The sequence below is a fragment of the uncultured Dokdonia sp. genome, assembly GCF_947492535.1.
GTDB lineage: Bacteria > Bacteroidota > Bacteroidia > Flavobacteriales > Flavobacteriaceae > Dokdonia.
The window spans coordinates 1-23,329 of record NZ_CANLNH010000004.1; the positions used below are offsets into that span (position 1 = coordinate 1).

The following is a 23,329-nucleotide window of genomic DNA, read 5'->3' on the forward strand; positions in this document are numbered from 1 at the left end:
TAGTTATAGGTAATTTCAATCAGGAGCGTATAGCTAATAATAGAAACTACTGTTGCAAAGTCTCAGCCTAGAGTAGGGTAGATTATATTCAGATTCTACATAAAAAGACTCTTTGTCATTTTATTTTTCTCTCAATATGTCAATGAACATTTATAAAATGTGACTTCGAAAAATCATCTTTGAAATCACACTTAAAATATATCTTTTTTCAAAGAAAACTGTCTATATGGAAGCAATTGAATTCTAAGAAGGTTACTTCGAAAACTCGAAGTGGTTGTTGTAGAATGACTTACATCCTGCACCAATTCATTAATACCTTTATATTGAATTACTTATTTCTGATATAAACTTGTTCATTTATATGCATGTCCCAATAGGGGGAGCCTGTGAAAAAAAAGATTATCGGTTCGATATTTCCTGAAAAACTCGTTTTTTTAGAAAACAGTTATCGAACCACCTTTTTGGATGAACTCGTTTCATTTATCCATAGTAAACACAAGGAGTTTAGGCGACTAAAACAAAAAAAGCCTTGACATTTGTCAAAGCTTTTTGCGCTTTTGCTCCTCCTCTTGGGCTCGAACCAAGGACCCTCTGATTAACAGTCAGATGCTCTAACCAACTGAGCTAAGGAGGAGTGTTACTTTTTGTAAGCGGATGCAAATATACACATTTTTGACATCTGTCAAAAAGAATTTTACATTTTTACGATATTTTTTTTCGGTAGTATATGCATTCTCTAAAAAGCAATTACTTTGGAAGTAGAAATCATCCTTTATAACTATCTGTAAATAAAAGAATATGCTATGAACTTCTGAATTTATGTTAACCTTTTTGGTTGTTTAAACATTAAGAAAAAATAATGACCATGAGATTAAAAATATACACTACCGTATGTGTTAGCATACTACTACTATGCTTATCCTGTAAAGCACAAAAGAGATTAAATAATCGCCAAAATGATGTTCAAGAAGAATGGTTTGTGTATGCAAATTATGGAGAAGTAAATAGTTGGACATTGCACGAGGATAAAATGATTTTTAAATCCCCTTGGGATACGACGAATCCTAAAGGGATTGATACCGTATATATGTATATACAAAAAGAACTACCAGTAAATCATATTGTAGTTCGTAATAAAAGGAAAAAAGAACCATATGCAATCCTTGATATTGAAAAAACAATTGATGGAAAAAAAATAGCCATGACGCCTATTGTTTCTGGAAATAGTATTCAGGAGGTCATTAAAAAATTTAACACAGAAAAAACACCTAGCTGGATTGATCTCAGAAAAAGGTATTGGTATAGTAAGGAGGTGATCATGTCATTAGATACCATGCCAGGGCTTGATGAGGTCACTCCAGAAGATATGCTTACAGCCTTGCAATGGCGAGAGCCATTGGCTAATAGGTTACAAGCATATCTTGAAGATACAAAAGGAGCTCGCTCATTTATGGTCTATAGGTTTGTAGAACAATACCGTAACGAACAACTCATTGAGCTAGGATATAACCCTTATAAGCAAGTTATCTTTAATCTGGAAGAACAATTTAAAGATGCGCCTGAAGTGTTGAAATTACTCAAAGAAGAAATCAAGTTTTAAGTTGTTGGAAACGTATGTCAATTAGAACTTGTTTTTATGTAGTTTAAAATAACTAATTGATAGTCATGGGAAAGGTGACAAAAAAAGCCTCTCCTTATGACAGGAAAAGCTTCTCATCGGCTTCAACTACAAAGCCTACTACGTGTGACGTAGCCAACACAACTTCTTATAAAAAAAGCCCTCGGACTGAGGGCTTTACTTGCGGTCTGGACGGGACTCGAACCCGCGACCCCCTGCGTGACAGGCAGATATTCTAACCAACTGAACTACCAGACCGTTGCGCTGTTGCGGGTGCAAATATACACTCTCTTTTTACATCTGCAAACAAAAAAATAAAAAAAATTACACAAATTTTTGTCGCTCTACTAAAAACGTAGTGAAAATAGGACTAAACCCTTTCTCAATCACTGCTGGAATGTATTTAATTCTATATTGAGCACAGCGTAATTGCAGGTTTTTAAAATACGTCTCTACAGATGCTTTATACGTATCTCTAATGGCATCTGCATATAAGTTGATGTGTTCTCCCGTTTCTACATCTACAAAACGCTTAGGAGCGTTAGAAAAGGAGAAGTTATATTCCTTTTCCTCACTATATGTATGAAAAAGGATGACCTCGTGTTTATTGTATTTTAAATGCTGCAATGCTTCAAAGAGTTGTTCTTGTTCTACATCGCTCTGAAACATATCAGAAAATAGAAAAACCAACGAACGTCTCTTGAGTTTCTCGGCAATAAGATGTAAGTGCGCATAGGTTGCTGTCTTTTTTTCCGCTTTCGCGAAAGCGGGATCTAACGTACCTCCTAATTGATCTAATAACATATGATGATGACGATCACTCCCTTTCTCAGAAGCATAAAATTCATAATCCTCACCATATACACTCAATCCTACTGCATCTCGCTGCTTTTTCATAAGATTCATAATTGCAGCACTTGCCAATGCCGAAAAGCTAATCTTATTTAATTGGTCAATTCCATATTCAGAAACAGACGGATAATGCATCGAGCTACTATTATCTACAATAAGATGACATCGTAGATTGGTTTCTTCTTCATAGCGTTTTGTATACAGTCTGTCAGTTTTGGCATATAACTTCCAGTCTATATGTTTTGTGCTTTCTCCATTATTATACACTTTATGCTCTGCAAACTCGGCAGAAAATCCATGAAAGGGACTCTTGTGCATTCCAGAAATAAAACCTTCTACCACTTGCTTTGCAAGAAGTTCCAAATTGCCAAAACCGGCAGTTTTATGTAATTCAGATTTGATGTCCACAGAAGGAAAGTTGAAATTAGAAAAACGAAATCGGTTGTGAATCCGAATTTATGATGAAAAACTATAGATACGAGGTGACTGAGTGATTTTCAGATCCTCTTAAAAGGAGGATCTGAAAATCGTATCGAAGTTACCCTTCGTATATACCGTCTACGATTCCGTAGTCTACAGACTCTTGTGCGCCCATCCAATGGTCACGCTGAAAGTCTTTCATGATTTTTTCAAAGGTCTGCCCACAATTATCAGCTAAGATTTGAGCACTTAACTCTTTGGTTTTGATAATCTCTTGTGCTGTAATTTCAATATCACTTGCTTGCCCTTGTGCACCCCCAGAAGGTTGGTGTATCATTACACGAGCATGTGGTTGTATAAAACGACGTCCTTTTTCTCCTACAGAGAGTAACAATGATCCCATACTTGCAGCAAGTCCAGTACAAATTGTAGAGACAGGACTTTTGATTTGTTTGATGGTATCATACATTGCAAATCCAGAAGTAACATACCCACCAGGGCTGTTTATAAATAACTGAATTTCATCATTATTTATAGAATCTAGATATAATAAGCGATCTATTACGTGCTTTGCGCTACCATCTTCTACCATTCCCCAAAGGAATATTTTACGTTGTTCAAGAAGGGAAGTATCTATTGCGTCTTGTACTTTTGTCTTTTTTTCCATGTTTACTGCCCGTAAAGACGGGTAACTTTTCATTTCCACAAACCTAACTATTAGCAGATAGGGGTGGAAATCTCCTATATTAATTTAATTTCAATGATAAAAAGGGATGAATCTGCGTATATTTTCGCGAAAGCGAACCCTATTTACTTAATAGCTAAAAATAAAAAAGGTTTGGCACTACACCAAACCTTTTATATAATCTTAAGAGAGTCTTAGTTTAAAAGACCATCTATTGCGTCTGTATATACTTTTTTAGGAGCAACACCTACTTGACGTCCTACAACTTCTCCGTTTTTAAACATTAATACCGTAGGGATGTTACGTACGCCGTATTTTGCTGCAAATTCCTGATTTGCATCTACGTCTACTTTTCCAACGACCGCTTTTCCTTCATATTCTCCTGCAATTTCTTCGATTACCGGTCCTACCATACGACAAGGTCCACACCAAGCAGCCCAAAAGTCTACCAATACAGGTTTGTCACTGTTTAATACTGATTCTTCAAATGTTGCATCTGTGATTTCTAATGCCATAACTATATAATTTTAAAGTTTTAATCCAATTTGATATGCAAACTTAGTCAAATATTTTGCCAAAGCTTACAGCCGAAGTATCAACTTTAGCTATGGCACCATTGAATGAGTTGATACCACTGGGTTTGTCAATTTGTCCTTACGTGCTTTTAAATACTATTTTGGGCGTGTCCTTTATATCCTGAAACAAGTTCAGGAGCTAAAGGTCAGGCTATCCGTTCATACGCTTCGTACTGAAGAAAAGAAATAGGGTTGTATCGTATGCTTCGCATGAAACATTCAGTGTTCTTTTCTTCACTCCTGCAGGGTACCCACTGCTATCCCTCACGCAGGTTTGTCTTGTAAGGATATTACCTTCTTCTACTGCCTAATACTTTTACTGCAAAGTATAATAAAGTGGCGAGTGATCCTAAAGCAGCAACAAGATATGTACGTGCAGCCCATTTAAGAGCATCCTTAGATCCAGCGTATTCTTCTTGAGTTACTATATTTTCTGACTTCAACCATGCCAATGCACGGTTACTCGCGTCATACTCTACAGGTAAGGTAATAAAACTAAAGAGTGTCCCTACTGCAAAAAGACCAAGTCCGACAAGAGCGACAGTACCTCCTATGGCAGTAGTCGCCATAAGCATAAGTCCGCCCATAAGGACCATCATTCCAAACTTGGAAGAAATACCTACCAGCGGAACAAGTTTAGAACGCATCGTAAGCCAGCTATAGGCTGTGGCATGTTGTATAGCATGACCTACTTCATGAGCAGATACAGCAGCAGCAGCAGCGTTACGCTCGTGAAAAACAACTTCACTCAGATTTACGGTTTTGTTTCTTGGGTTGTAATGATCTGTAAGCTGACCCGCTACAGAAATAACTTCTACATCTGTAATGCCATGATCTGCCAACATCTTTTTTGCAATCTCTTCTCCAGACATTCCATTACGTAAATGAACTTGTGAGTAATGAGCAAACTTTTTTTTAAGTTTAGAACTCACATAACTACTTATTAAGGCGATAATTCCTCCAATGATATAATAGCCTATAGATCCTCCTAACATATGATTTGGTTTAGTTCTTTTTATTTAATATTCTAAAATTACAAAAAGTATAGCAATAATAAGATGGAGCTTCTGATATACTATTTTGACAGATGTAAGATAAATTTTTAACGATAAAAAGCAATTTAGTAGGAGTCGTGGTAATATAATTTCCGCTCCTGATTGATTTTCTTGATAATCATTTGAGGTGATACTTCTAGATGATTGAGAAGGATTGTTTTTATAGCGCTAGAAGTTGTTAGAATCACTAATGTATGAGATGAACCTTGTTTAGGATGTCTTATTTCAGATAAATAATAATCCATAATAGAACTCCACGGTATATTTTCTCTAGGTGTTTCTAAACCATATGCTGTAATTTTTAAGTGTACTTTATAATTATATGACAAGACTCTGTACCCAAAAAAACAACCCGCTATAAATGCTATAAAAGCAATCAATAATGCGATATGGTCTTGGGGGTTCAGGATAAAATATAATATAGAAACAAATATTACAATTTGGAGAAGAAACTAACATGATAAAATCTAAATCATCAGATTCTCTGAAAACTATTTTTTTTTGTTGCTTTATGAATGGGACTATTAAATGCTTCTTTATTAGTTAATTGTGTTGTTGTATTGTTTAAAAATTTCTCTACAGGATGTAGTGTAGGATGAAAGCGATCTAGGACTTTCTTCTCCTGAGTAATGCGTCTTTTTATGATGGTAGGAACATCTAACAAAAAAGAAGGGCATTCTGTTTCAAAACTGGCAACTTCTTGAGTGAGTTTGCATTTCACTACAAAATCAGAACCTGATTGTTTGTGTAAACAAACAGCGCAAAACCCTAGTTGATGTTTTCTTTTATTAGTAATGCTCATAGTTGTCTTAAAGAATAGAATTACCTGTTTTTGAAATGCTCTTTAATTTCTATTAGTACACTTGGAAGGAGATCAAATACCATTTTGTTTTCAAATCGTATGATTGTAAATCCTAATTTTTCTAGCTCTTTTGTCCGTTTAGCATCATATTCTTGTGCCTCTTCATTAAAATGAACTTCTCCGTCTAGTTCAATAATTAGTTGTTCAGATGGACAGTAAAAATCAACAATATAATTAAGAATGCTATGTTGCCTTAAAAATCGTTTTCCATCCAGTTGCTTATTTTTAAGATGCTTCCATAAAAATCGTTCTGCGGGTGTTGCATTATTGCGAAGTGATTTTCGGTAGGTCTCTAAATATTTTCTAGAATGGATAACCATTGTTTAAATATACTGGTTTTTGGGCTAGCTTTCAGCTTCGCCAATCCCTCTGTCAAAAACCCTGTTTTTGACATCTCCCTTTTTCAAAAGGGAGAAGCCTTTGCTTATATTTTATATAGAATGTATGAGGCTTTAAATAAAAGCTTCACTTACTAGTATGCGAAAGCGTGAGTTATGTATAAATAGATTCTCATTATAACTATTTGGTAGTATAAAACCGAAAACAAAAGTCTCTCCCTTCAAGAAGGAAGATGTCTGCAAAGCAGACAGAGGGATTATTTTCCCCTATACTTCAATTTAAAATACACTAACAAAAACACAGAGACAATTGTAATACCATTAGCAATAACCAGAGAAGGACTATCTTTATAGATGCCATAAATAAACCAAAGGGTAATTCCAGTAAGAAACATGGTAAGCATAGGTAGCGACAATGCAGATACATCTTTGGTCTTCCATGTTTGATATACCTGTGGTAAAAATGAAGCCGTTGTCAATACGGCTGCTGCAAAACCTAAAATTTCTATTCCGTCCATATCTTATGTAGTTAGTGTCTTTATTTTCTTTTCGATCTCAGCAACTTTTTTACTCCAAAATACTAATGCTTCTGTTGCATTGTATTGGGGTTTGTTTTTAGTTCCCTTTTTTAATTCCTTAGGAATACGACCAAGAAAACCCCAATTTTCATGTTGATCTTTTGCTATTTGGCTTTGCGTCTCAGGATCTTCTTTTCGTCGTGCCCAAAAATACTGATGTTCTAAATAGGTCTTTTTGACGCTTTCAAAATGACCCTTTAATTGTTCTGTGTCATTAGGAATGTATCCTGGTCCTGAACATCCACACGAATGAAACGTGATACCTACACGATACAATGTTTTGATATGATTCCACGCTTTGATATCTTTTTTCTTAGGAGATTCAAAATCTAACCCCATATCTGCCATCACGTTACTACACTCTGGACAGGTAGCAGGTTTTTCTTGAATCCCTTTAGGATATCCGTCTAGAATATCGTGCAACAACCGTCTTTTGAATGTCTTTCGACATTCAAAGCAGGCATAGTGCGGTTTGTAGGATGTCATTGCATATCTGCACATTTCCTCTTTATTTTAAATTAAAAACCCTCTCCGAAGAGAGGGTTTGTGTGTGGTTATTATCCCACTATATTGACAATCTTCCCAGGCACGATAATCACCTTTTTCGGGGTGCGGTCTCCTAGATATTGTTTTGTTTTTTCATGAGCCATCACGACTTCCTCTATCTGATCTTTACTATAGTCTAATGGCAATTCTAATGTAAACTTCATTTTCCCATTAAAAGAGATCGGATAGTTCTTAGAACTCTCCACCAAATGCTTCTCTTCAAAAATTGGAAAGGCTGCTTCAGAGATACTTTCCGTATGTCCGAGCTTACTCCATAACTCCTCAGCAATATGCGGTGCATATGGCGCAATTAAAATCAAAAGTGGCTCTAAGATTGCTCTAGATGTACATTTTTGTGCCGCCAACTCATTCCCAGCAATCATAAATGTAGATACGGAGGTGTTAAAACTAAAGTTCTCAATATCTTCCTCTACTTTCTTGATGGTTTTATGAAGTGTCTTTAAGTTATCTTTTGTAGGCTCAGAATCTGTCACGTTAAATGCTTCTTCTGCCCCCGAATGATACAATCTCCATAGTTTCTTTAAGAAATTATGTACTCCCGAAATACCAGCGGTATTCCAAGGTTTTGCTTGCTCCAACGGACCTAAGAACATCTCATACATACGTAAGGTGTCTGCCCCATATTGATTACAGATGTCATCTGGGTTGACAACATTATACCAACGTTTAGACATTTTTTCTACCTCGCGTCCAACAACAAATTTACCCTCATCTAAAATAAATTCTGCATCCTTAAATTGAGGTTGCCAATTCTTTAAAGCTTCAACATCAATTTCATCAGAGGCGTTTACCATATTTACATCAATATGGATGCCTTCTGTTTTATGTTGATCTTTTAAACCAGCAGAAACATAAGTGTTTGTACCACTTATTCTGTAAGCAATAGCGCTCGTTCCCAAAATCATCCCTTGATTGATCATTTTTTGGAAGGGCTCATCGAACTCTATATATCCACGATCAAATAAGAATTTTACCCAGAAACGTGAGTATAATAAGTGACCTGTCCCGTGCTCGGAACCTCCAATGTATAAATCTACATTGCTCCAATAGTCAAGTGCTTCTTTAGGAACAGACCCATCCTCAGTAGTGTTATCCATATACTTTATGAAGTACCAACTACTTCCTGCCCATCCAGGCATGGTATTTAACTCCAAAGGGAATACCGTTTTCCTATCTACCAAGTCATTAGAAACCACTTCATTTTTAGTCGTATCCCATGCCCAAACATCGGCGCGACCTAATGGTGGCGCTCCATCTTCGGTAGGTAAGTATTTTTCAATTTCAGGAAGCTCAACAGGCAAATGCTCTAAGGCAATCATCTGTGGCATGCCGTCTACATAATACACTGGAAATGGCTCTCCCCAATAACGCTGACGGCTAAATACCGCATTACGTAAACGATAGTTGGTTTTACCCGTTCCTGCGCCTATTTTTTCTAGCTCGTAAATCGCTAGTTTTACGGCTTTCTTATATTTTAATCCGTTTAAGAAATCACTGTTTGCGATTACCGTTGCTGCTTTATCTGCAAAGGCTTCTTCCGAAATATCAACGCCTTCAAATACATTAGGAATGGGGATATCAAATTTCTTAGCAAAATCATAATCACGCTGATCTCCACACGGTACAGCCATCACGGCACCAGTTCCATAACCTGCTAATACATAATCTCCAATCCATACAGGAACGGGCTCTTTGGTAAACGGATGCTCTGCATACGCTCCAGTAAATACTCCAGAAATGGTTTTTACATCGGCCATACGCTCACGCTCAGAACGTTTTGAAGTCGCTTCAATATACGCATCAACGGCTTCTTTCTGCTCTGGCGTTGTGATTTTTGACACCAATTCATGTTCTGGTGCCAATGTCATAAATGAAACCCCAAAAATAGTATCGGGACGTGTCGTAAACACACTAATCCCCCTAGCCCCCGAAGGGGGAATCTCACGATTGTCTAATGTCTGTTTTATTTTTGATAAAACAGATTCGAGGTTTCCTAGTACTTCTTCATTTCTAAAACGGATAACTTTATACCCTAATTCTTCTAAAACTTCTGTACGAGCTTGGTCTTCCTCTTTTTGGTGATCGTGGATATCTCCATCTACTTCGATGACTAATTTTTTAGAAAGGCATACAAAATCAACAATAAAATTATCGATAAGATGCTGTCTTCTAAATTTATATTCTAAGTTTTTTCCTTTTAAAGATTCCCATAAAGCAGCTTCAGCTGGCGTAGGGTTTTCACGCATTTCTTTTGCTCTTTCAATCAAAATATGTGAATTATTCCCACCCGTCATATAGCCAGGCGTAGTCCCCCTTTGGGGGATTAGGGGGAACGTGACCATCGCGCCCACTGATTTTCCAATCCAGTTACGTTGGGTTTCTTTGATAGATTCGCTCCAATCAATAGTCTCTAGTCCCTGTAATAAACGCTCTGCATAGGCAGAAATACGCATCGACCATTGGGTCATTTTTTTACGTACTACGGGATGACTCCCACGTTCTGAAACGCCGTTTACAATCTCATCATTTGCTAGTACAGTTCCTAACGCCGGACACCAATTTACTTCGGTTTCGGCTAGGTAGGTTAATCTGTATTTTAAAAGAATCGCCTGTTGTTCTTTGTCAGAATAGGCATTCCATTCATCAGCTGTAAAGATGGTGATATCATCATCGCATACGGCATTTACGGTTGCATTCCCCGCTTTCGCGAAAGCGGACACCAACGTATCAATGCCTTCTGCTTTATTATTATCATTATTATACCAAGCGTTATATAACTCGGTAAAAATCCATTGTGTCCATTTGTAATACGCAGGATCTGAAGTGCGCACCTCACGACTCCAATCAAAAGAGAATCCTATTTTATCCAACTGATTGCGGTATCCAGCAATGACATTGCCTTGATTATCGACACCCCCTTCTATGTTTACTTTGGTTGTCGTTGCAGGGTGTTGTCCCGTCTGAATCGCATATTGCTCAGCTGGCAATCCAAACGAATCGTAGCCTTGCGGGTGTAATACGTTAAACCCTTTCAAACGCTTGTATCTCGCGTAGACATCACTGGCAATATATCCTAATGGATGACCTACATGCAGTCCTGCTCCCGAAGGATATGGGAACATGTCGAGTACATAATATTTAGGCTTATCGCTCGTATTACTGGCGTGAAATGTGCCGTTGTCTGCCCAATATTTTTGCCATTTGGCTTCTATTTCGTTGAAATGGTATTTCATCTACTTAAAATTTTTAATTTCATTAAAAATGAAACAAATAAAAAATTTCTGCTTAGATCAACCGCTACGCTTTCGCATAAAAAATTTAATTGTTTTAGTTGATAAGCAAAAAATTAATTTTGTTTATGCTCATTTCATAATGCGTTATTTTTTTCGCTGTAGCGAAAATGACTCAGGACTAAAAGGAATCAAGAATCACGACTTTTATATATAATTTACAGCGCTACGCTGTTTTAAGCCGGCAAATTTACGATTTTATATCAAGTTGTAAGGGTTGCCTCAGGCATTAAAATTGATATCAATTTTATAATCTAATGGTTTGTCATTTTTTATTTTTTCAAACCATTTGTTTTTTTGAAGATCAAGTAGATTTTCATTCTTGCTTTGACCGAATGCCTTATCTTCTTCAGAAAACTCTTCGGGTTTGTAAAACATATAAAGTCTAAGTTCGACTACTTCATGTTCAAAATGCCAATAGAAATGACGCTCAAACGCCAATCGGAGGTATATACTCATATTTTGACCTTTTATACTATGATATGTATTTCCAATATGCGTAAATACATCACCATCAGGATAATAAAATTCTGAATCTGTAGAAAAATGAGGGTATTCTGTTTTAAAAGAAAGTAATTCATCTAATGAAACCTCTTGATAATGCTTATAAAAAGCTTTTAACGCTTTTATAGCACTAATGTTTTCTGTATTTCCATTTTCAAAAAGATGGTTGTTTATTGATTGAATCAACTCTTCTTCTACTTTATCATATCTGTCATAATGATTTTTGTTTCCCATGATTTTGATGTGATGAATGTTTATAGGTAATTTTAAAATTCAATTTTTTAGTCACTAAATTTACAATGATTATAGTAATTAAAGGATTTCTTAAAAATAGAGTAACACTCTAAATTAGAGTAGTACTCTATTTTGTGAATATAATATGTGACTGAGTGATTCTGAGGCACGAGGAATTGTATCGAAGTTACCGGCTTAGAGTGATGGCTCCTTTCCGTCTATATTTCGTACCTCAATATAGCCACCTTCCCTCACTGAGGGAAGGAGCTTTTGTTTGCCAATTTTTTGTAGCATTATTTTATGTCTAGGTGACTGAGTGATTCTGAGGAACGAGGAATTGTATCGAAATTACCGACTTAGTAATATAGAATGACAGCTCCCTTCTCTTAGCGAAAGAAGGAATTGGCTATTCGTTATATCGTAATAGATTAAACTGCAATAGTTCCCCCTTTGGGGGTTAGGGGGCTTCGTGCTATGTTCTCCTGAGGTAATAATAATTGATAAATCATCTCATTTACAGGTGTAGGGATTCCTACTCTTTTCCCTTCTTTTACGATAAAACCATTAAAGTTTTCGAGTTCGCTAGGTTTGCCTTCCATGAGATCGCGTTGTGTAGAGGCTGTGGTTTCAGGGGCTTGTCGTGCAATGGCGGCAAAGGCTTTGTCTATTGTGTTTTCTGGTAATGCAATGCCTTTGGCATGTGCTACCGCATAGACTTCTTGTGCTGTTTTGAGCATCAAATCTTTGATGTATGGAGTGTCTCGTATGATTCCGATAGGTACTCTAGTTAATCCACCGATGGCACTTACGGTAGTGATGAATAAGAACTTTTGCCAAATAGCAACTTGAATATTTTCTGGAATTTTTGCGTTAAGACCTGCTTCTTTAAACACGGCTAAAATAGCTTCGATTCTTGGACTGCGGGTATTGTCTTGTTCACCAAAAAGAAAGGAAGGTGGAATATCAGGATTTGAAATCACCCCAGGGCTTTTAATAAAACTAATCATGCGACAGAGTCCTGAGAGTACTTGGTTTTTTGGAAGGGCTTTATTTAACTTTTCTGTATTGTCTGCTCCGTTTTGTAAAGGCAGAAATAATGTGTTATCATTTGTATATTGCAATATATCTTTTGATGCTTGTTCTAATTGCCATGATTTTATAGCAAAAATGACAAGATCAGGCGTGTCTATTTTAGAAAGATCATCTGTGGCTAGGTGCGGATGCGCTGTAAAATTACCTGTGATGCTTTGTACTTGCAATCCATGCTCTTGAATGGCCTTAAGATGTGCATCTCTTGCGATAAGTGTAATTTGATGTTGGGTTAAGGCTAGTTTTCCGCCTATAAAACCACCAACACCTCCAGTACCGTAGATTAGAATTTTCATATATTAAAGATAGGGGTTTTTCGCTTCCGCGAAAAAGAATCACGATGGAAGGGAATCAAGAGTCAAGACTTAATTTAGAAAAGAGATAGTGCATAACGTCTTTCTTTTGCTGTCTTCTCTATGCTCTTTATATGCTTTACCGCTTCGCTCTCCCTGTGGTCGTGAATCTCGTAAACTCGATTTCGCGAAAGCTTTAAAACACAGGATGTAATAATTTACCAGAATATAATGCCCATAACATAGATGCAAGTGCAGATAGGTTCATGGCAATACCGAAGAGTTTCATTTGCGCTACGGAATAGGGTTTTTCTTTAAAGAAAATAAAGACATCTAGAAGTAACCATATAGAGAAAATTCCTAGAAAACCTGCTAATACATAATCTTGAAACCATATAGTGAGAATGTAGGTTTCTAATAAGAGTAAAACTAGCATGAGATACTTGGTATTTTTACGTCCTATGAGCGTAGCGGTTGTCTTTTTGCCAGCTAATCTGTCGGGTTCTATATCCATGATTTCTCCTGTAATATGGGCTTGAAAAGCAAATAAAGTGAGATACATTATCGTTTGCCACGGGATCATAGTCAGATCATTCAGTAAGACGCTAAAAAAAGCAGTAAAGACATAGCCTATCTGAATACAGATTTCAAATGGAGGGCGTTCTTTGATTCGGAACGGCTTAAAATTGTAGATGATATTAATAACTATCATAAATGCTAATAAGAGTAGCATATAGATGCCTGAGAGAAAGGTGAAATAGATAATGAATGGGAGGAGTACAATCGCTATTTTTTTTGGGACTGTAGCTAAATGTTGCTGAGAAGCTTTAGCACCAAAAAGGAAGTTTCCTTTACGATCATTCAGCTTGTCTGAAGCGATATCATTATAGTCATTAAGTCCGTAGACTAAATAATTAAGCGGAAAGGTCACAAAGAAAAGTCCTATCCAGAAAATAGGTTGTTGCCAAAACTCGGAATCCAGACTAAAAGGAACTAGGTAAATCCATACAGTAGGAAACCATAATCCAGGTCTAGAAATTTTTATGTCTTTGAGAAAATTTATGTCGTTACCATTTTGTGAGACAAAAGATACACATAAAAGTAGTGTAGATTTCAAACCCGTTTATAACAATATGGAAACTTTAGACGTTGTTTTATAGAAGTATGTAAAAATCATTGTTATTTTTACAACAACAATCTTAATTGTATTTATGGCATCCTCATTTGAACGGTATCAAAAACGCCGATTGGTCTTCTCATATTTCTCTGTGATCATAAGTATTACATTGGTATTATTCCTATTAGGAGGACTAGGAATTATTGTGATAAATACTAAAAAAGTAGCAGATCACGTCAAAGAGAAAGTAGTATTGTCTGTTTATCTGAAAGATACTGCGAAAGATGTAGAGATTAAACAGCTTCAAAAATCACTTGCGATGGCAGCATACACCAAGTCTTCCGTTTTCGTGTCAAAAGATGCCGCTGCCGAAGCACATAGTGAAGAGATTGGAGAAAATTTTATGGACTTCTTGGGGTATAATCCGCTTCAAAATAGTATTGATATATATCTAAAAGCAGATTATGTATCTCCTGTAAAAACCAAAGAGATTTCTGATGAAATTGCTTCCAGAGATTTTGTAGATGAAGTTACTTATGACCAGCCACTTATTACGTTACTTACGGATAATATAAAACGAATCACGCTATGGGTTTTGATCATTAGTGCTGTATTTACATTTATAGCCGTTTTATTAATTAATAGTTCGATACGTTTATCTGTATACGCCAAACGATTTACGATAAAAACCATGCAAATGGTAGGAGCGACCAAACGTTTTATACGTCGTCCTTTTGTATGGAGAAGTGTACGTTTAGGAATGTTAGGAGCTTTATTAGCACTTATAGGTATGGCAGCCATATTATACTATCTCAATGAGCAGTTTCCTGATTTGGCATTATTAGATGATAAATTGTTAATAGGCGCTCTTTTCTTAGGAGTGTTTTTACTAGGTGTTTTCATCACATGGATCAGTACGTATTTTGCAACACAACGTTTCTTGAACCTACGTACGGATGAGTTGTATTATTAGTGAAACCCACTATTGAGAAGTCTGCAAGACGCACTCAAGATTGTACCTTGAACTTTCCTTTATCGGGAGGTAGGTTGATTCAGCGAAATAGCGAGATCTTATTTTGATTTTTGATGAAGTTGTATCTAGATATTTATTTCTTACGCTTTAACGCTACGCTCTCCCTACGGTCGTGAATCTCGTGAACTCGATTTCGCGAAAGCGTATACTACATTATAAAATAATTAATTGAGTGATAACCGTATAAATTCATCATTCCTTACGACAAAAACAATGTTATGAAAAATGGAATCTATTTTTTGGTATTGAGTCTACTCATGTTAGGTTGTGCTCAAAATCAACAAAAATCCAATACAATCACACCACCAGCTATGCGTACTTCTGAATTTATTACCGTATCTAATGATGATACAGTATCACAACTTGCTACTACGATTATCCCACAACTAGAAGAGAAAGGCTTTAAGATCATTGCAAATATTGATCATAGTAATGCAGCGACAAAAGTAGGGCTTGAATTACGTCCAACGCGTACCATTATTTTTGGAAATCCTAAAGGAGGAACCTTATTGATGCAGCAGGATCAGCGTATAGGGTTAGACCTTCCTTTGAAACTCATGATGTGGGAAGATGCCGCTGGAGATACCCAAGTAAGTTATTACAATGCCACTACTTTGACAAGTCGTTATGGGATTACAGAGCCACAAGCAGTGATTGCCAAAGTAAATGGAGCACTTGCTGGATTTACAGGAAATACCCAAATAGAAGGCGCTTCCGTAACGTCTATAACTGATCAATTAATTACAAAAAAGAGTCCGCATACTGCCGATGAGACGTTTGCAAAATTACAAGAAGTCGTGACTTCAAAAGGATTGCATACCATGGCTGTTGTCCCTCACGATAAAGCCGCTGCTAGTGTTGATCTAGAATTACGTCCTACTCGTGTATTGATTTTTGGAAATCCAAAAGTGGGGACCTTATTAATGCAAAGTAATCAGAGTATAGGAATTGATCTTCCTTTAAAAATACTTGTACATGAAGATGAGAATGGAGCAGTATACGTGTCTTATTTTGATGCTACTTTCTTAACCAATCGTCATGGAATTACTGATAAAGATGAAGTGGTTCAAAAAGTAAATGCTGCTTTAGATGGTATTACCAATGCAGTGATCGCTGAGTAACAATACTTTCGTATAAAATATTTTAATACACTATGCGTTAAAAGATTAAATTCTTTTTTATGCGTCGTATCATTATTCTTTCGTTTTTAGTATCATTTTTATGTGTATCATGTCTTATCCAGAACCCTAAAAAAGAAGACTGTGATGTCAAACAAATTACAGTAGCAAGGGTGTATGAGGGAGGAGATCAAGATATTGTCTTTGCAGAAGATAATGGAGGAATTTATTACATCAATAGAGGTTTAGAACAAGGATATACAATAGAAGGAGTTCGTAAGAAAGTATTAAATAAAAGTATTACTTTGCATCTGGCGAGTACGCTAATAGGGTCTTCATCTAATCATATTGCACAACTAACTGTGGGGGATGAGATTTTATTTACTGAGTTTAATTAAATATACTCGTATATTTGAGTTATAATTAAAAGATACCCACATAAGAATATAAAAACATGGGAGAACAAAAACGCAAAACAGTAGCAGTACAAAAGCATCAAACAGAATTTATTTTTGGTAAGAAAAATTACCAATGGATGCTTATTGGTCTAGGCGTAATCGCACTTGGTTTTATTTTAATGTCTGGAGGCGGTAGTGATGACCCTAATGTATTTAACCCTGAAATATATCATTGGAGACGTATACGTCTTGCTCCAGCTGTTGTTTTAATAGGATTTGGTATTGAGGTATATGCCATTCTTTTAAATCCTAATAAAGGGAAATAGTAGTTTGTCACTTTACGTGACTAGGTTATCTTTGCATCCATGAATAATTTAGATGCACTTTTACTTGGTATTATACAAGGACTTACCGAATTTTTACCTGTTTCTTCCAGTGGACACCTTGAATTAGGGAAAGCCATTCTTGGAGACACGTCTGTTCCAGAAGAGAGTTTGATGTTTACCGTTGTAGTTCATTTTGCTACAGCCTTAAGTACGATTGTTGTTTTTAGAAAAGATATCTGGGAGATTTTAAGAGGTCTGTTATCCTTTAAATGGAATGAAGAGACACAATTTTCTACAAAGATTATACTCTCTATGATTCCAGCAGTGATTGTAGGATTGTTTTTTGAAGAACAATTAGAAGCCTTATTTGGAGGGAATATTCTTCTGGTGGGCTGTATGCTTATTGTGACCGCTGCATTGTTATGGATGGCAGATAAAGCCAAAGACACTCAGAAAAAAGTATCTTTTTCTAATGCTTTTGTCATTGGTATTTCACAAGCGATTGCAATGCTTCCAGGAATCTCTCGTAGTGGTGCTACCATATCGACTTCTGTATTGTTAGGAAATGATAAAAGTAAAGCTGCTCGTTTTTCGTTCTTAATGGTAATTCCGTTAATCCTAGGAAAGATCGCTAAAGATATATTAGGAGGAGACTTAACTACAGAGGGCGGTAATGTTTCTGTTCTTATTATTGGTTTTCTCGCTGCATTTATTGCAGGTCTTGTTGCTTGTACGTGGATGATCAAATTGGTAAAGAAAAGTAAACTGTCTTGGTTTGCGATTTACTGTTTGATTGTTGGACTGATCGCAATTGGATTTAGTTTGTATAATCGATAGTACGATGTCTAAAACCTCAAATCTCACAGATCAAGATTATAAAGACGGACAAGTATTACTGTTTGATAAACCGTTGGAATGGAGTTCCTTTCAATTGGTCAATAAAGTGCGTTGGTTGATCCGAAAGAATCTGAATATTAAAAAGATTAAAGTAGGACATGCAGGAACATTAGATCCGCTAGCTACTGGACTGATGATTATTTGTACAGGAAAGTTTACCAAGCGTATCCATGAGTTTATGGGGCAAGAAAAAGAATATACGGGCACTGTGATGCTTGGTGGTACAACGCCTTCGTATGATTTGGAAACAGAAGTAAATGAAACCTTTTCTATAGATCATATTACGGAAGATGCTGTATACGCTTTCGCGAAAGCGTACCAAGGCACCATCCAACAGCGCCCACCTGTATTTTCAGCATTGAAGAAAGACGGGAAACGCCTATACGAATTTGCAAGAGCTGGCGAAGCGGTGGAAGTTCCTACGCGTGAAATTACGATTTACGATTTTGAAATCACCCGAATCGCTATGCCAGAAGTAGACTTTAGAGTACGCTGTAGTAAAGGTACATACATACGTTCACTCGCCTATGATATGGGGAGAGGATTAGATAGTGGGGCGCATCTTATAGCACTCAAAAGAACCAAAATAGGGGATTATTCCGTAGATAATGCACAAGACATTGTGACATTTGAGAATAGTTTTACAGCTCAGTATAATAGCTAAAGACTGTTAATCGTTTACTTAATATAGGAGATTTTGATTATTTTAGACACCTTATGAAATTGAGCTCACAAGATAAATCCATGCTTATTACGTTTTCGGGCGCAAGTTTTTTGGTGCTCGTTTTTTTCTTTTTAGGGGTAAAGCCGTATCAAAATCCAAATCCTGAGGAAGAGTTTATAGAGATTCCTGTAATTCAAGAGCCGCTGGCAGAAGAAGAGCTTGAAGAAAAAGAAACAACGACTCAAAAATCGATAGTAAAAAGTCATCAAGCCTATAATTCGAATGAATTACGCAATGAAAGTAAAGCGTTGTTTTCTGAAGATGATCCTATACGTCAAGCAATAGAGCAACAACAATTGCAAAGTGTAGAAGATCTAGAAGCCGAAAATGAAAGGATATTGGATGAGCACAAAAAGTCTCGTGAACTTGCTATGGCAGAGCGTAACGAATTGGTTAAAGCTCAAATTGAAGCCAGAGAGAAAGAACGTAATAGTAAGAAAGGAAATAGAGAGAGTACGGTATCTTATAATCTTAAAGAAAGAAATGCCATTGTGATTCCTAATCCAGTATATACCTGTGATGCTTTTGGAAAAATTGTGCTAGATATAGAGGTGAATAGTACCGGAGTGATCATTAAGAAAGAATATAATAAAAAAGCATCCACTTCTTCTAATGGATGCTTAATCGATCAGGCGCTTTCATATGCTTCTGATGCGCTATTTAATAGTACGTCTACAGTTTCTCAAAAAGGAACCATTACGTTTAATTTTCAGGGGTAGTAGTTGTCTGCTCAGTCTTAGAAATAGTATAACTTAACCACGGAACTTTAAGAGTTCGTATAAATTGTTAATGGTTATTCGTAAATAGTGAATACACAACTAATGAATAACCATTAATTAAAATAACCCGTTGTGCATTTGATTCTATTTCTACTACTTTTTCCCCTACCCTAAAGGGTGAATAGTAGAAATTTTCATTCCATCCTTTAGGATTTGAGGAAAAGAATGAAAATATAACATCTAAACCCACTCTATTTTTTCTAAATGCACAACGGGTTAAAATAGTATAAAAGTAAAGAGGTTTAGTCTAGCAAGTGTAAAAGATCTTCTACTGTATTTTGTCCTTTGTCTTTGTTATACCAAACTTGTAAATCTTGTTTGAATTCTGGAGTAAGCTTACCATGTGCTTCTTTATAGTCATTTACCATCTTGGTAGCCTCAGAAGGTCGTGGTCCCCAATCTGAAATTACATTTCCAGAGGTATTATCTATTGCTACGAGCTTAGGAATAGAACGTCCTCCATTGTATAAAAAGGCATCTATTAGTTCTAAATTTTCATCTCGCAATACAACTTTTACATCAATTCCATCAGAAAGGTCTGCTATTTTTTGTATTACAGGCATTGTTTGAGCAGCATCACCACACCAACTTTCTGTAATCACAAGCCAAGTCACATTGCCTTTAAAATCTTGAATTTTTGCAATGTCTTCTTCTTTTATTTTTGTGGTTTTATCCAGACGCTTCATACGTCGTTGGTTGAGCATCGTATAATTTGTTAATGCTTCTGTTTGGTTAGGTCCTGTGCTCGTTTCGTTGGCAGCATGGTCATCTACTAATTGCCTATATGCTTGATACGAGATTGCTTTTGGAAGCGCTTCTTGTACAATTTGTTCTCTTGATTTTTCTACCATTGTTTTCATAATCTGTATGTCGACAAAGAAAAGACGAACTTACATTTCTATAATTGTCTAAATTACACTTTTTGAAGTCAAAAAGAGAAAAGAGACTCAATCATTATATTCTACATATAAATGCAGTGATGTATATAGTTATAGAAACATAAGTCTGTGTTTTATTTATGTCTATTTATCCTCTGTTTTTAGATTCATATGAATATAGTAGCCGTTTTAAATTATCTTTATAACACACTTTTAATTATAGCAAAATGACAAAACATAAATGCGGCTGGTGTGTAGGCGATGATCTATATGAAGCATATCACGATAATGAGTGGGGAACTCCACTAAAAGATGAAGATTTACTGTTTGAATTTTTAGTATTAGAAACCTTCCAAGCGGGTTTGAGTTGGATTACTATTTTGCGTAAACGAGAGAATTTTAGAGTGGCTTTTGATCGTTTTGATTATAAGCGTATTGCGCAATATGATGAGCATAAGATTGCTGATCTTCTTCAAGATGCAGGGATTATTCGTAATAAATTGAAAGTACGAGCAACGGTGACGAATGCTAAGTTATATATGGAGATCCAAAAGGAGTTTGGGAGTTTTTCTAAATACCTTTGGGATTATGTAGATAATACACCCATTCAAAATAGCTGGAATCATTATAAAGACTGCCCTGCAAATACACCTTTAAGTGATCAGATTAGTAAAGACTTAAAGAAACGTGGTTTTAAGTTTGTAGGTTCTACCGTGATTTACGCATTTATGCAAGCTATTGGGATGGTGAATGATCATGCGGTTGGGTGTTATCGTTATAAAGAAGTGCAAGCACTTTCTTAAGTTTCTTAATCCTCATTTAACCTCTCCCTTTGGGAGAGGAATTCATATATTATAACGTTCCTTCCCCTTCAGGAGGAAGGGATGTAGGGATGGAAGATAAGTACTTTAAAAAATCTTCTCTGGGAATTTCGGCAGCGCCGAGAGTGGCAAGGTGGTCAGTATACATTTGACAATCAATAAGACGGTAATTTTGCTGGGTTAGCTTTCGCGAAAGCGTAATAAACCCCACTTTACTTGCGTTACTAACTTTAGAAAACATGCTTTCGCCACAGAATATGCCTTTGTCTTTTAAATCGATCCCGTAGAGACCGCCAACCAATTGATCGTTTTTCCAAACTTCTACAGAAATACAGTGTCCCATTTCATGTAATTTGAGATATGCAGCCACCATAGCATTGGTAATCCAGGTGTCATCTTGTTCTTTTCTTTTCATGCGTTTGCAATGGAGAATAACCTCTAGAAAACGCTGATTATAGGTGACTCTAAAAGTGTCATCACGTAACACTTTACGCATCGATTTGGAGACGTGTACTTCTTCAGGTTTCACGACCATACGCGGGTCAGGACTCCACCATAAGGCCATTTGCCCTTCATTAAACCAAGGAAAAATACCAGAATGATAGGCTAGCATCAAACGATTTGGATGTAAATCACCGCCTACCGCAAGCAAACCATCTTCTTCAGCATGAGAAGGATGTGGGAAAGCGATATGATCTGTGAGAATGTGCATTTATTTTTTAAAATTCCAAATTACAAAAATCGACGTTCTAAAATCATAACAATAACAATCCTAAAATATAAATAGCACTTCCTACTACCATCAGGATAAGGGTATATGGAAGAATTTCTTTGGCTTTTAGTTTCGTAATACCCAGTAATGGTAATGCCCAGAAGGGTTGTAACATATTGGTGACCTGATCTCCATAGGCTAACGCCATGATTGCTTTTGGTAATGGAACACCAAGTGAAAGGGCACTTTCTATGACAATGGGCCCTTGTATCGCCCATTGGCCACCGCCACTTGGTACAAAAATATTGACGAGACCTGCGCTGCAAAATGTGAATATAGGAAGTGTCGTCTCTGTAGCAACAGCGATAAATGCATCACTAATCATCGTTACCATGCCTGTGCTTTTCATAATTCCCATAATGCCAAAATATAAAGGGAATTGTATTAAAATTCCGCTAGCGCCTCCAATGGCTTCTTCGACAGCTTTGAGAAATTTTTTGAAATTGCCGTGTAAAATAATACCCAGTCCTAGCATTAGAAAATTAAGCATGTTAGGGGATAATGATTTTCCATAATATCGTGCAAAAAAGGCAGTAAGGAGTATAAAGCCAAACCCTATGGCTAGTAATTTGGAGTTGTCTAGTTTGTCATTTTTTTCTTGATCTTCGGTTGTTGTTTTTGGTGTGTTGAAATCTGGGAGTTCTGTTGTTTTTCCATTTCGCGAAAGCAAATAAAAAGTAAAAGGGACCACAATAAGGAGAATTCCAAATATGAGTAGATTCCACCAGCTAAAAATAGTTTGCTGACTTGTAATAATTTCTGGGATAGCTGCTAGATTTTCTGATGAGAGAATACCAGTCATCATATCTGGGATATGATTCTTTTCGGCGGCTTTTAATGGAGCAGAACCGCTCATGCCTCCGTGCCAAACCATCAAACCAATATACCCTGCAGCGCCTACCAGTGGGTAGTTGATTTTAAATCCTTTTTCTAGTGCAGCTTCTCCGATCTTACGAGCCATAATAGCTCCAAAAATGAGCCCTAACCCCCAATTAAAAAAAGCCACAAGCATCGTCGTAATACTTACAAGTATCACAGCGCTAGTCGTATCTTTTGCATATACGGTGAGTTTGGAAATGAGCCAACTCATTGGTTTGCTTAAGACTAAGACATTCCCTAGTACAAGAATAAGCATCATTTGATAGGCAAAAACGAGTAAGTTGTTATTCCAGATACCTTCTTCCCAAAATTGTAAAATAGCAATTAGGTGTGCTGTTTCAGAGGGGTTTTCTGTAAAAACTAAAGCTAATACCATCGTAAGTAGCGTGAGTAAAATAGCAATTACAAATGGAGATGGGATATACTTTTGAAAAAGGGTTTCTATAGTTTTTGTGATAGGCATATGAGTACTACACGATTATGAGGTGCATAAAGTAGAAAGATACTAAAAAGGATTTATGACTATATGTTTATAAAGCTACATAGTTCATAATATTCTTTAAATACTATGAAATAGTTATCTCACAGAGATAGGCATGCCATCTAAAATGAATACGAGAATTGGAA

General features: G+C 36.4%; 25 protein-coding genes and 2 tRNA genes. 9 read left to right on the forward strand and 18 right to left on the reverse strand.

All coding sequences use genetic code 11. The features are described 5' to 3' along the window. Positions 1-560 precede the first annotated feature (560 nt). Positions 561-634 (reverse strand) — tRNA-Asn (locus tag Q1A60_RS06335). Positions 635-865: 231 nt separating this feature from the next. On the opposite strand from Q1A60_RS06335, the gene Q1A60_RS06340 reads away from it, so the two are divergent. Further along, positions 866-1,600 (forward strand): hypothetical protein, encoded by a 735-nt coding sequence (locus tag Q1A60_RS06340; protein WP_299764385.1) that lies wholly within the window; start codon positions 866-868, stop codon positions 1,598-1,600. A 202-nt stretch (positions 1,601-1,802) separates the two neighbouring features. On the opposite strand, the gene Q1A60_RS06345 is transcribed toward Q1A60_RS06340, so the two are convergent. The 14 genes from Q1A60_RS06345 to Q1A60_RS06410 all read right to left on the reverse strand — a co-directional run bounded on the left by Q1A60_RS06345 (position 1,803) and on the right by Q1A60_RS06410 (position 14,077). Beyond that, a tRNA-Asp gene (locus Q1A60_RS06345) sits at positions 1,803-1,876 on the reverse strand. A gap of 66 nt (positions 1,877-1,942) precedes the next feature. Continuing rightward, a complete protein-coding gene (locus Q1A60_RS06350; RefSeq protein ID WP_299764383.1) occupies positions 1,943-2,878 on the reverse strand; it encodes a DUF58 domain-containing protein in 936 nt (311 codons plus the stop codon). 130 nt (positions 2,879-3,008) lie between these two features. Next, on the reverse strand, positions 3,009-3,557 hold the full coding sequence (locus Q1A60_RS06355) for an ATP-dependent Clp protease proteolytic subunit (protein ID WP_299764381.1): 549 nt from the start codon (positions 3,555-3,557) through the stop codon (positions 3,009-3,011). Between the two features lie 212 nt (positions 3,558-3,769). Then, positions 3,770-4,090 (reverse strand): thioredoxin, encoded by a 321-nt coding sequence (gene trxA / locus Q1A60_RS06360; protein WP_299764379.1) that lies wholly within the window; start codon positions 4,088-4,090, stop codon positions 3,770-3,772. 350 nt (positions 4,091-4,440) lie between these two features. Then, positions 4,441-5,145, reverse strand: a complete 705-nt coding sequence (locus tag Q1A60_RS06365) for a zinc metallopeptidase (RefSeq protein ID WP_299764377.1) — start codon at positions 5,143-5,145, stop codon at positions 4,441-4,443. Between the two features lie 125 nt (positions 5,146-5,270). Then, positions 5,271-5,534: a hypothetical protein gene (locus Q1A60_RS06370; protein ID WP_299764375.1), complete on the reverse strand. Its 264-nt coding sequence runs from the start codon at positions 5,532-5,534 to the stop codon at positions 5,271-5,273. Between the two features lie 146 nt (positions 5,535-5,680). Further along, positions 5,681-6,007 (reverse strand): hypothetical protein, encoded by a 327-nt coding sequence (locus Q1A60_RS06375; protein ID WP_299764373.1) that lies wholly within the window; start codon positions 6,005-6,007, stop codon positions 5,681-5,683. Positions 6,008-6,027: 20 nt separating this feature from the next. After that, positions 6,028-6,387, reverse strand: coding sequence for a DUF559 domain-containing protein (locus tag Q1A60_RS06380; RefSeq protein ID WP_299764371.1), 360 nt, complete (start codon positions 6,385-6,387; stop codon positions 6,028-6,030). Between the two features lie 275 nt (positions 6,388-6,662). Continuing rightward, positions 6,663-6,923, reverse strand: coding sequence for a SemiSWEET transporter (locus Q1A60_RS06385; RefSeq protein ID WP_299764369.1), 261 nt, complete (start codon positions 6,921-6,923; stop codon positions 6,663-6,665). Positions 6,924-6,926: 3 nt separating this feature from the next. Next, positions 6,927-7,484 (reverse strand): hypothetical protein, encoded by a 558-nt coding sequence (locus Q1A60_RS06390; RefSeq protein WP_299764367.1) that lies wholly within the window; start codon positions 7,482-7,484, stop codon positions 6,927-6,929. Positions 7,485-7,540: 56 nt separating this feature from the next. Further along, complete coding sequence (locus Q1A60_RS06395; protein ID WP_299764365.1) at positions 7,541-10,783, reverse strand: DUF559 domain-containing protein; 3,243 nt, start codon at positions 10,781-10,783, stop codon at positions 7,541-7,543. Positions 10,784-11,062: 279 nt separating this feature from the next. Then, entirely contained in the window at positions 11,063-11,578 is a 516-nt protein-coding gene (locus tag Q1A60_RS06400) for a hypothetical protein (RefSeq protein ID WP_299764363.1), read from the reverse strand. Between the two features lie 428 nt (positions 11,579-12,006). Further along, entirely contained in the window at positions 12,007-12,963 is a 957-nt protein-coding gene (locus Q1A60_RS06405) for a 2-dehydropantoate 2-reductase (protein ID WP_299764359.1), read from the reverse strand. Between the two features lie 193 nt (positions 12,964-13,156). Then, positions 13,157-14,077: a UbiA family prenyltransferase gene (locus Q1A60_RS06410; RefSeq protein WP_299764357.1), complete on the reverse strand. Its 921-nt coding sequence runs from the start codon at positions 14,075-14,077 to the stop codon at positions 13,157-13,159. A gap of 94 nt (positions 14,078-14,171) precedes the next feature. Here Q1A60_RS06410 and Q1A60_RS06415 point away from each other — a divergent pair, with 94 nt between their 5' ends. The 7 genes from Q1A60_RS06415 to Q1A60_RS06445 all read left to right on the forward strand — a co-directional run bounded on the left by Q1A60_RS06415 (position 14,172) and on the right by Q1A60_RS06445 (position 19,292). Further along, positions 14,172-15,050 (forward strand): permease-like cell division protein FtsX, encoded by an 879-nt coding sequence (locus tag Q1A60_RS06415; RefSeq protein WP_299764355.1) that lies wholly within the window; start codon positions 14,172-14,174, stop codon positions 15,048-15,050. Between the two features lie 278 nt (positions 15,051-15,328). Next, a complete protein-coding gene (locus tag Q1A60_RS06420) occupies positions 15,329-16,231 on the forward strand; it encodes a DUF302 domain-containing protein (RefSeq protein WP_299764353.1) in 903 nt (300 codons plus the stop codon). A 59-nt stretch (positions 16,232-16,290) separates the two neighbouring features. Next, a complete protein-coding gene (locus tag Q1A60_RS06425; protein WP_299764351.1) occupies positions 16,291-16,626 on the forward strand; it encodes a hypothetical protein in 336 nt (111 codons plus the stop codon). A gap of 56 nt (positions 16,627-16,682) precedes the next feature. Continuing rightward, positions 16,683-16,952, forward strand: a complete 270-nt coding sequence (locus Q1A60_RS06430) for a DUF3098 domain-containing protein (RefSeq protein WP_299764348.1) — start codon at positions 16,683-16,685, stop codon at positions 16,950-16,952. Between the two features lie 39 nt (positions 16,953-16,991). Continuing rightward, positions 16,992-17,789 (forward strand): undecaprenyl-diphosphate phosphatase, encoded by a 798-nt coding sequence (locus tag Q1A60_RS06435; protein WP_299764346.1) that lies wholly within the window; start codon positions 16,992-16,994, stop codon positions 17,787-17,789. A gap of 4 nt (positions 17,790-17,793) precedes the next feature. Continuing rightward, the gene (truB, locus tag Q1A60_RS06440; protein ID WP_299764344.1) at positions 17,794-18,513 is read left to right on the forward strand and encodes a tRNA pseudouridine(55) synthase TruB; all 720 of its coding nucleotides are present in this window, start codon (positions 17,794-17,796) and stop codon (positions 18,511-18,513) included. A gap of 53 nt (positions 18,514-18,566) precedes the next feature. Beyond that, positions 18,567-19,292, forward strand: coding sequence for a hypothetical protein (locus tag Q1A60_RS06445; RefSeq protein ID WP_299764342.1), 726 nt, complete (start codon positions 18,567-18,569; stop codon positions 19,290-19,292). Positions 19,293-19,594: 302 nt separating this feature from the next. Here Q1A60_RS06445 and Q1A60_RS06450 read toward each other — a convergent pair whose 3' ends face one another. Beyond that, positions 19,595-20,212: a thioredoxin family protein gene (locus Q1A60_RS06450; protein WP_299764340.1), complete on the reverse strand. Its 618-nt coding sequence runs from the start codon at positions 20,210-20,212 to the stop codon at positions 19,595-19,597. A 245-nt stretch (positions 20,213-20,457) separates the two neighbouring features. Here Q1A60_RS06450 and Q1A60_RS06455 point away from each other — a divergent pair, with 245 nt between their 5' ends. Beyond that, complete coding sequence (locus tag Q1A60_RS06455) at positions 20,458-21,033, forward strand: DNA-3-methyladenine glycosylase I (RefSeq protein ID WP_299764338.1); 576 nt, start codon at positions 20,458-20,460, stop codon at positions 21,031-21,033. A gap of 49 nt (positions 21,034-21,082) precedes the next feature. Here Q1A60_RS06455 and aat read toward each other — a convergent pair whose 3' ends face one another. Together aat and Q1A60_RS06465 are read right to left on the reverse strand one after the other, a co-directional pair. Then, positions 21,083-21,763, reverse strand: a complete 681-nt coding sequence (gene aat / locus Q1A60_RS06460; RefSeq protein WP_299764336.1) for a leucyl/phenylalanyl-tRNA--protein transferase — start codon at positions 21,761-21,763, stop codon at positions 21,083-21,085. Positions 21,764-21,806: 43 nt separating this feature from the next. Beyond that, a complete protein-coding gene (locus Q1A60_RS06465) occupies positions 21,807-23,165 on the reverse strand; it encodes a TIGR00366 family protein (protein ID WP_299764334.1) in 1,359 nt (452 codons plus the stop codon). Positions 23,166-23,329 lie beyond the last annotated feature (164 nt).

Excerpts from the sequence above, each read along its gene's own strand:
- Q1A60_RS06340 (WP_299764385.1), top strand. The coding sequence starts at position 866 with ATGAGATTAAAAATATACACTACCGTATGTGTTAGCATACTACTACTA.
- Q1A60_RS06355 (WP_299764381.1), bottom strand. The coding sequence starts at position 3,557 with ATGGAAAAAAAGACAAAAGTACAAGACGCAATAGATACTTCCCTTCTT.
- trxA (WP_299764379.1), bottom strand. The coding sequence starts at position 4,090 with ATGGCATTAGAAATCACAGATGCAACATTTGAAGAATCAGTATTAAAC.
- Q1A60_RS06365 (WP_299764377.1), bottom strand. The coding sequence starts at position 5,145 with ATGTTAGGAGGATCTATAGGCTATTATATCATTGGAGGAATTATCGCC.
- Q1A60_RS06375 (WP_299764373.1), bottom strand. The coding sequence starts at position 6,007 with ATGAGCATTACTAATAAAAGAAAACATCAACTAGGGTTTTGCGCTGTT.
- Q1A60_RS06380 (WP_299764371.1), bottom strand. The coding sequence starts at position 6,387 with ATGGTTATCCATTCTAGAAAATATTTAGAGACCTACCGAAAATCACTT.
- Q1A60_RS06385 (WP_299764369.1), bottom strand. The coding sequence starts at position 6,923 with ATGGACGGAATAGAAATTTTAGGTTTTGCAGCAGCCGTATTGACAACG.
- Q1A60_RS06390 (WP_299764367.1), bottom strand. The coding sequence starts at position 7,484 with ATGTGCAGATATGCAATGACATCCTACAAACCGCACTATGCCTGCTTT.
- Q1A60_RS06395 (WP_299764365.1), bottom strand. The coding sequence starts at position 10,783 with ATGAAATACCATTTCAACGAAATAGAAGCCAAATGGCAAAAATATTGG.
- Q1A60_RS06400 (WP_299764363.1), bottom strand. The coding sequence starts at position 11,578 with ATGGGAAACAAAAATCATTATGACAGATATGATAAAGTAGAAGAAGAG.
- Q1A60_RS06405 (WP_299764359.1), bottom strand. The coding sequence starts at position 12,963 with ATGAAAATTCTAATCTACGGTACTGGAGGTGTTGGTGGTTTTATAGGC.
- Q1A60_RS06415 (WP_299764355.1), top strand. The coding sequence starts at position 14,172 with ATGGCATCCTCATTTGAACGGTATCAAAAACGCCGATTGGTCTTCTCA.
- Q1A60_RS06420 (WP_299764353.1), top strand. The coding sequence starts at position 15,329 with ATGAAAAATGGAATCTATTTTTTGGTATTGAGTCTACTCATGTTAGGT.
- Q1A60_RS06425 (WP_299764351.1), top strand. The coding sequence starts at position 16,291 with ATGCGTCGTATCATTATTCTTTCGTTTTTAGTATCATTTTTATGTGTA.
- Q1A60_RS06430 (WP_299764348.1), top strand. The coding sequence starts at position 16,683 with ATGGGAGAACAAAAACGCAAAACAGTAGCAGTACAAAAGCATCAAACA.
- Q1A60_RS06435 (WP_299764346.1), top strand. The coding sequence starts at position 16,992 with ATGAATAATTTAGATGCACTTTTACTTGGTATTATACAAGGACTTACC.
- truB (WP_299764344.1), top strand. The coding sequence starts at position 17,794 with ATGTCTAAAACCTCAAATCTCACAGATCAAGATTATAAAGACGGACAA.
- Q1A60_RS06445 (WP_299764342.1), top strand. The coding sequence starts at position 18,567 with ATGAAATTGAGCTCACAAGATAAATCCATGCTTATTACGTTTTCGGGC.
- Q1A60_RS06450 (WP_299764340.1), bottom strand. The coding sequence starts at position 20,212 with ATGAAAACAATGGTAGAAAAATCAAGAGAACAAATTGTACAAGAAGCG.
- Q1A60_RS06455 (WP_299764338.1), top strand. The coding sequence starts at position 20,458 with ATGACAAAACATAAATGCGGCTGGTGTGTAGGCGATGATCTATATGAA.
- aat (WP_299764336.1), bottom strand. The coding sequence starts at position 21,763 with ATGCACATTCTCACAGATCATATCGCTTTCCCACATCCTTCTCATGCT.
- Q1A60_RS06465 (WP_299764334.1), bottom strand. The coding sequence starts at position 23,165 with ATGCCTATCACAAAAACTATAGAAACCCTTTTTCAAAAGTATATCCCA.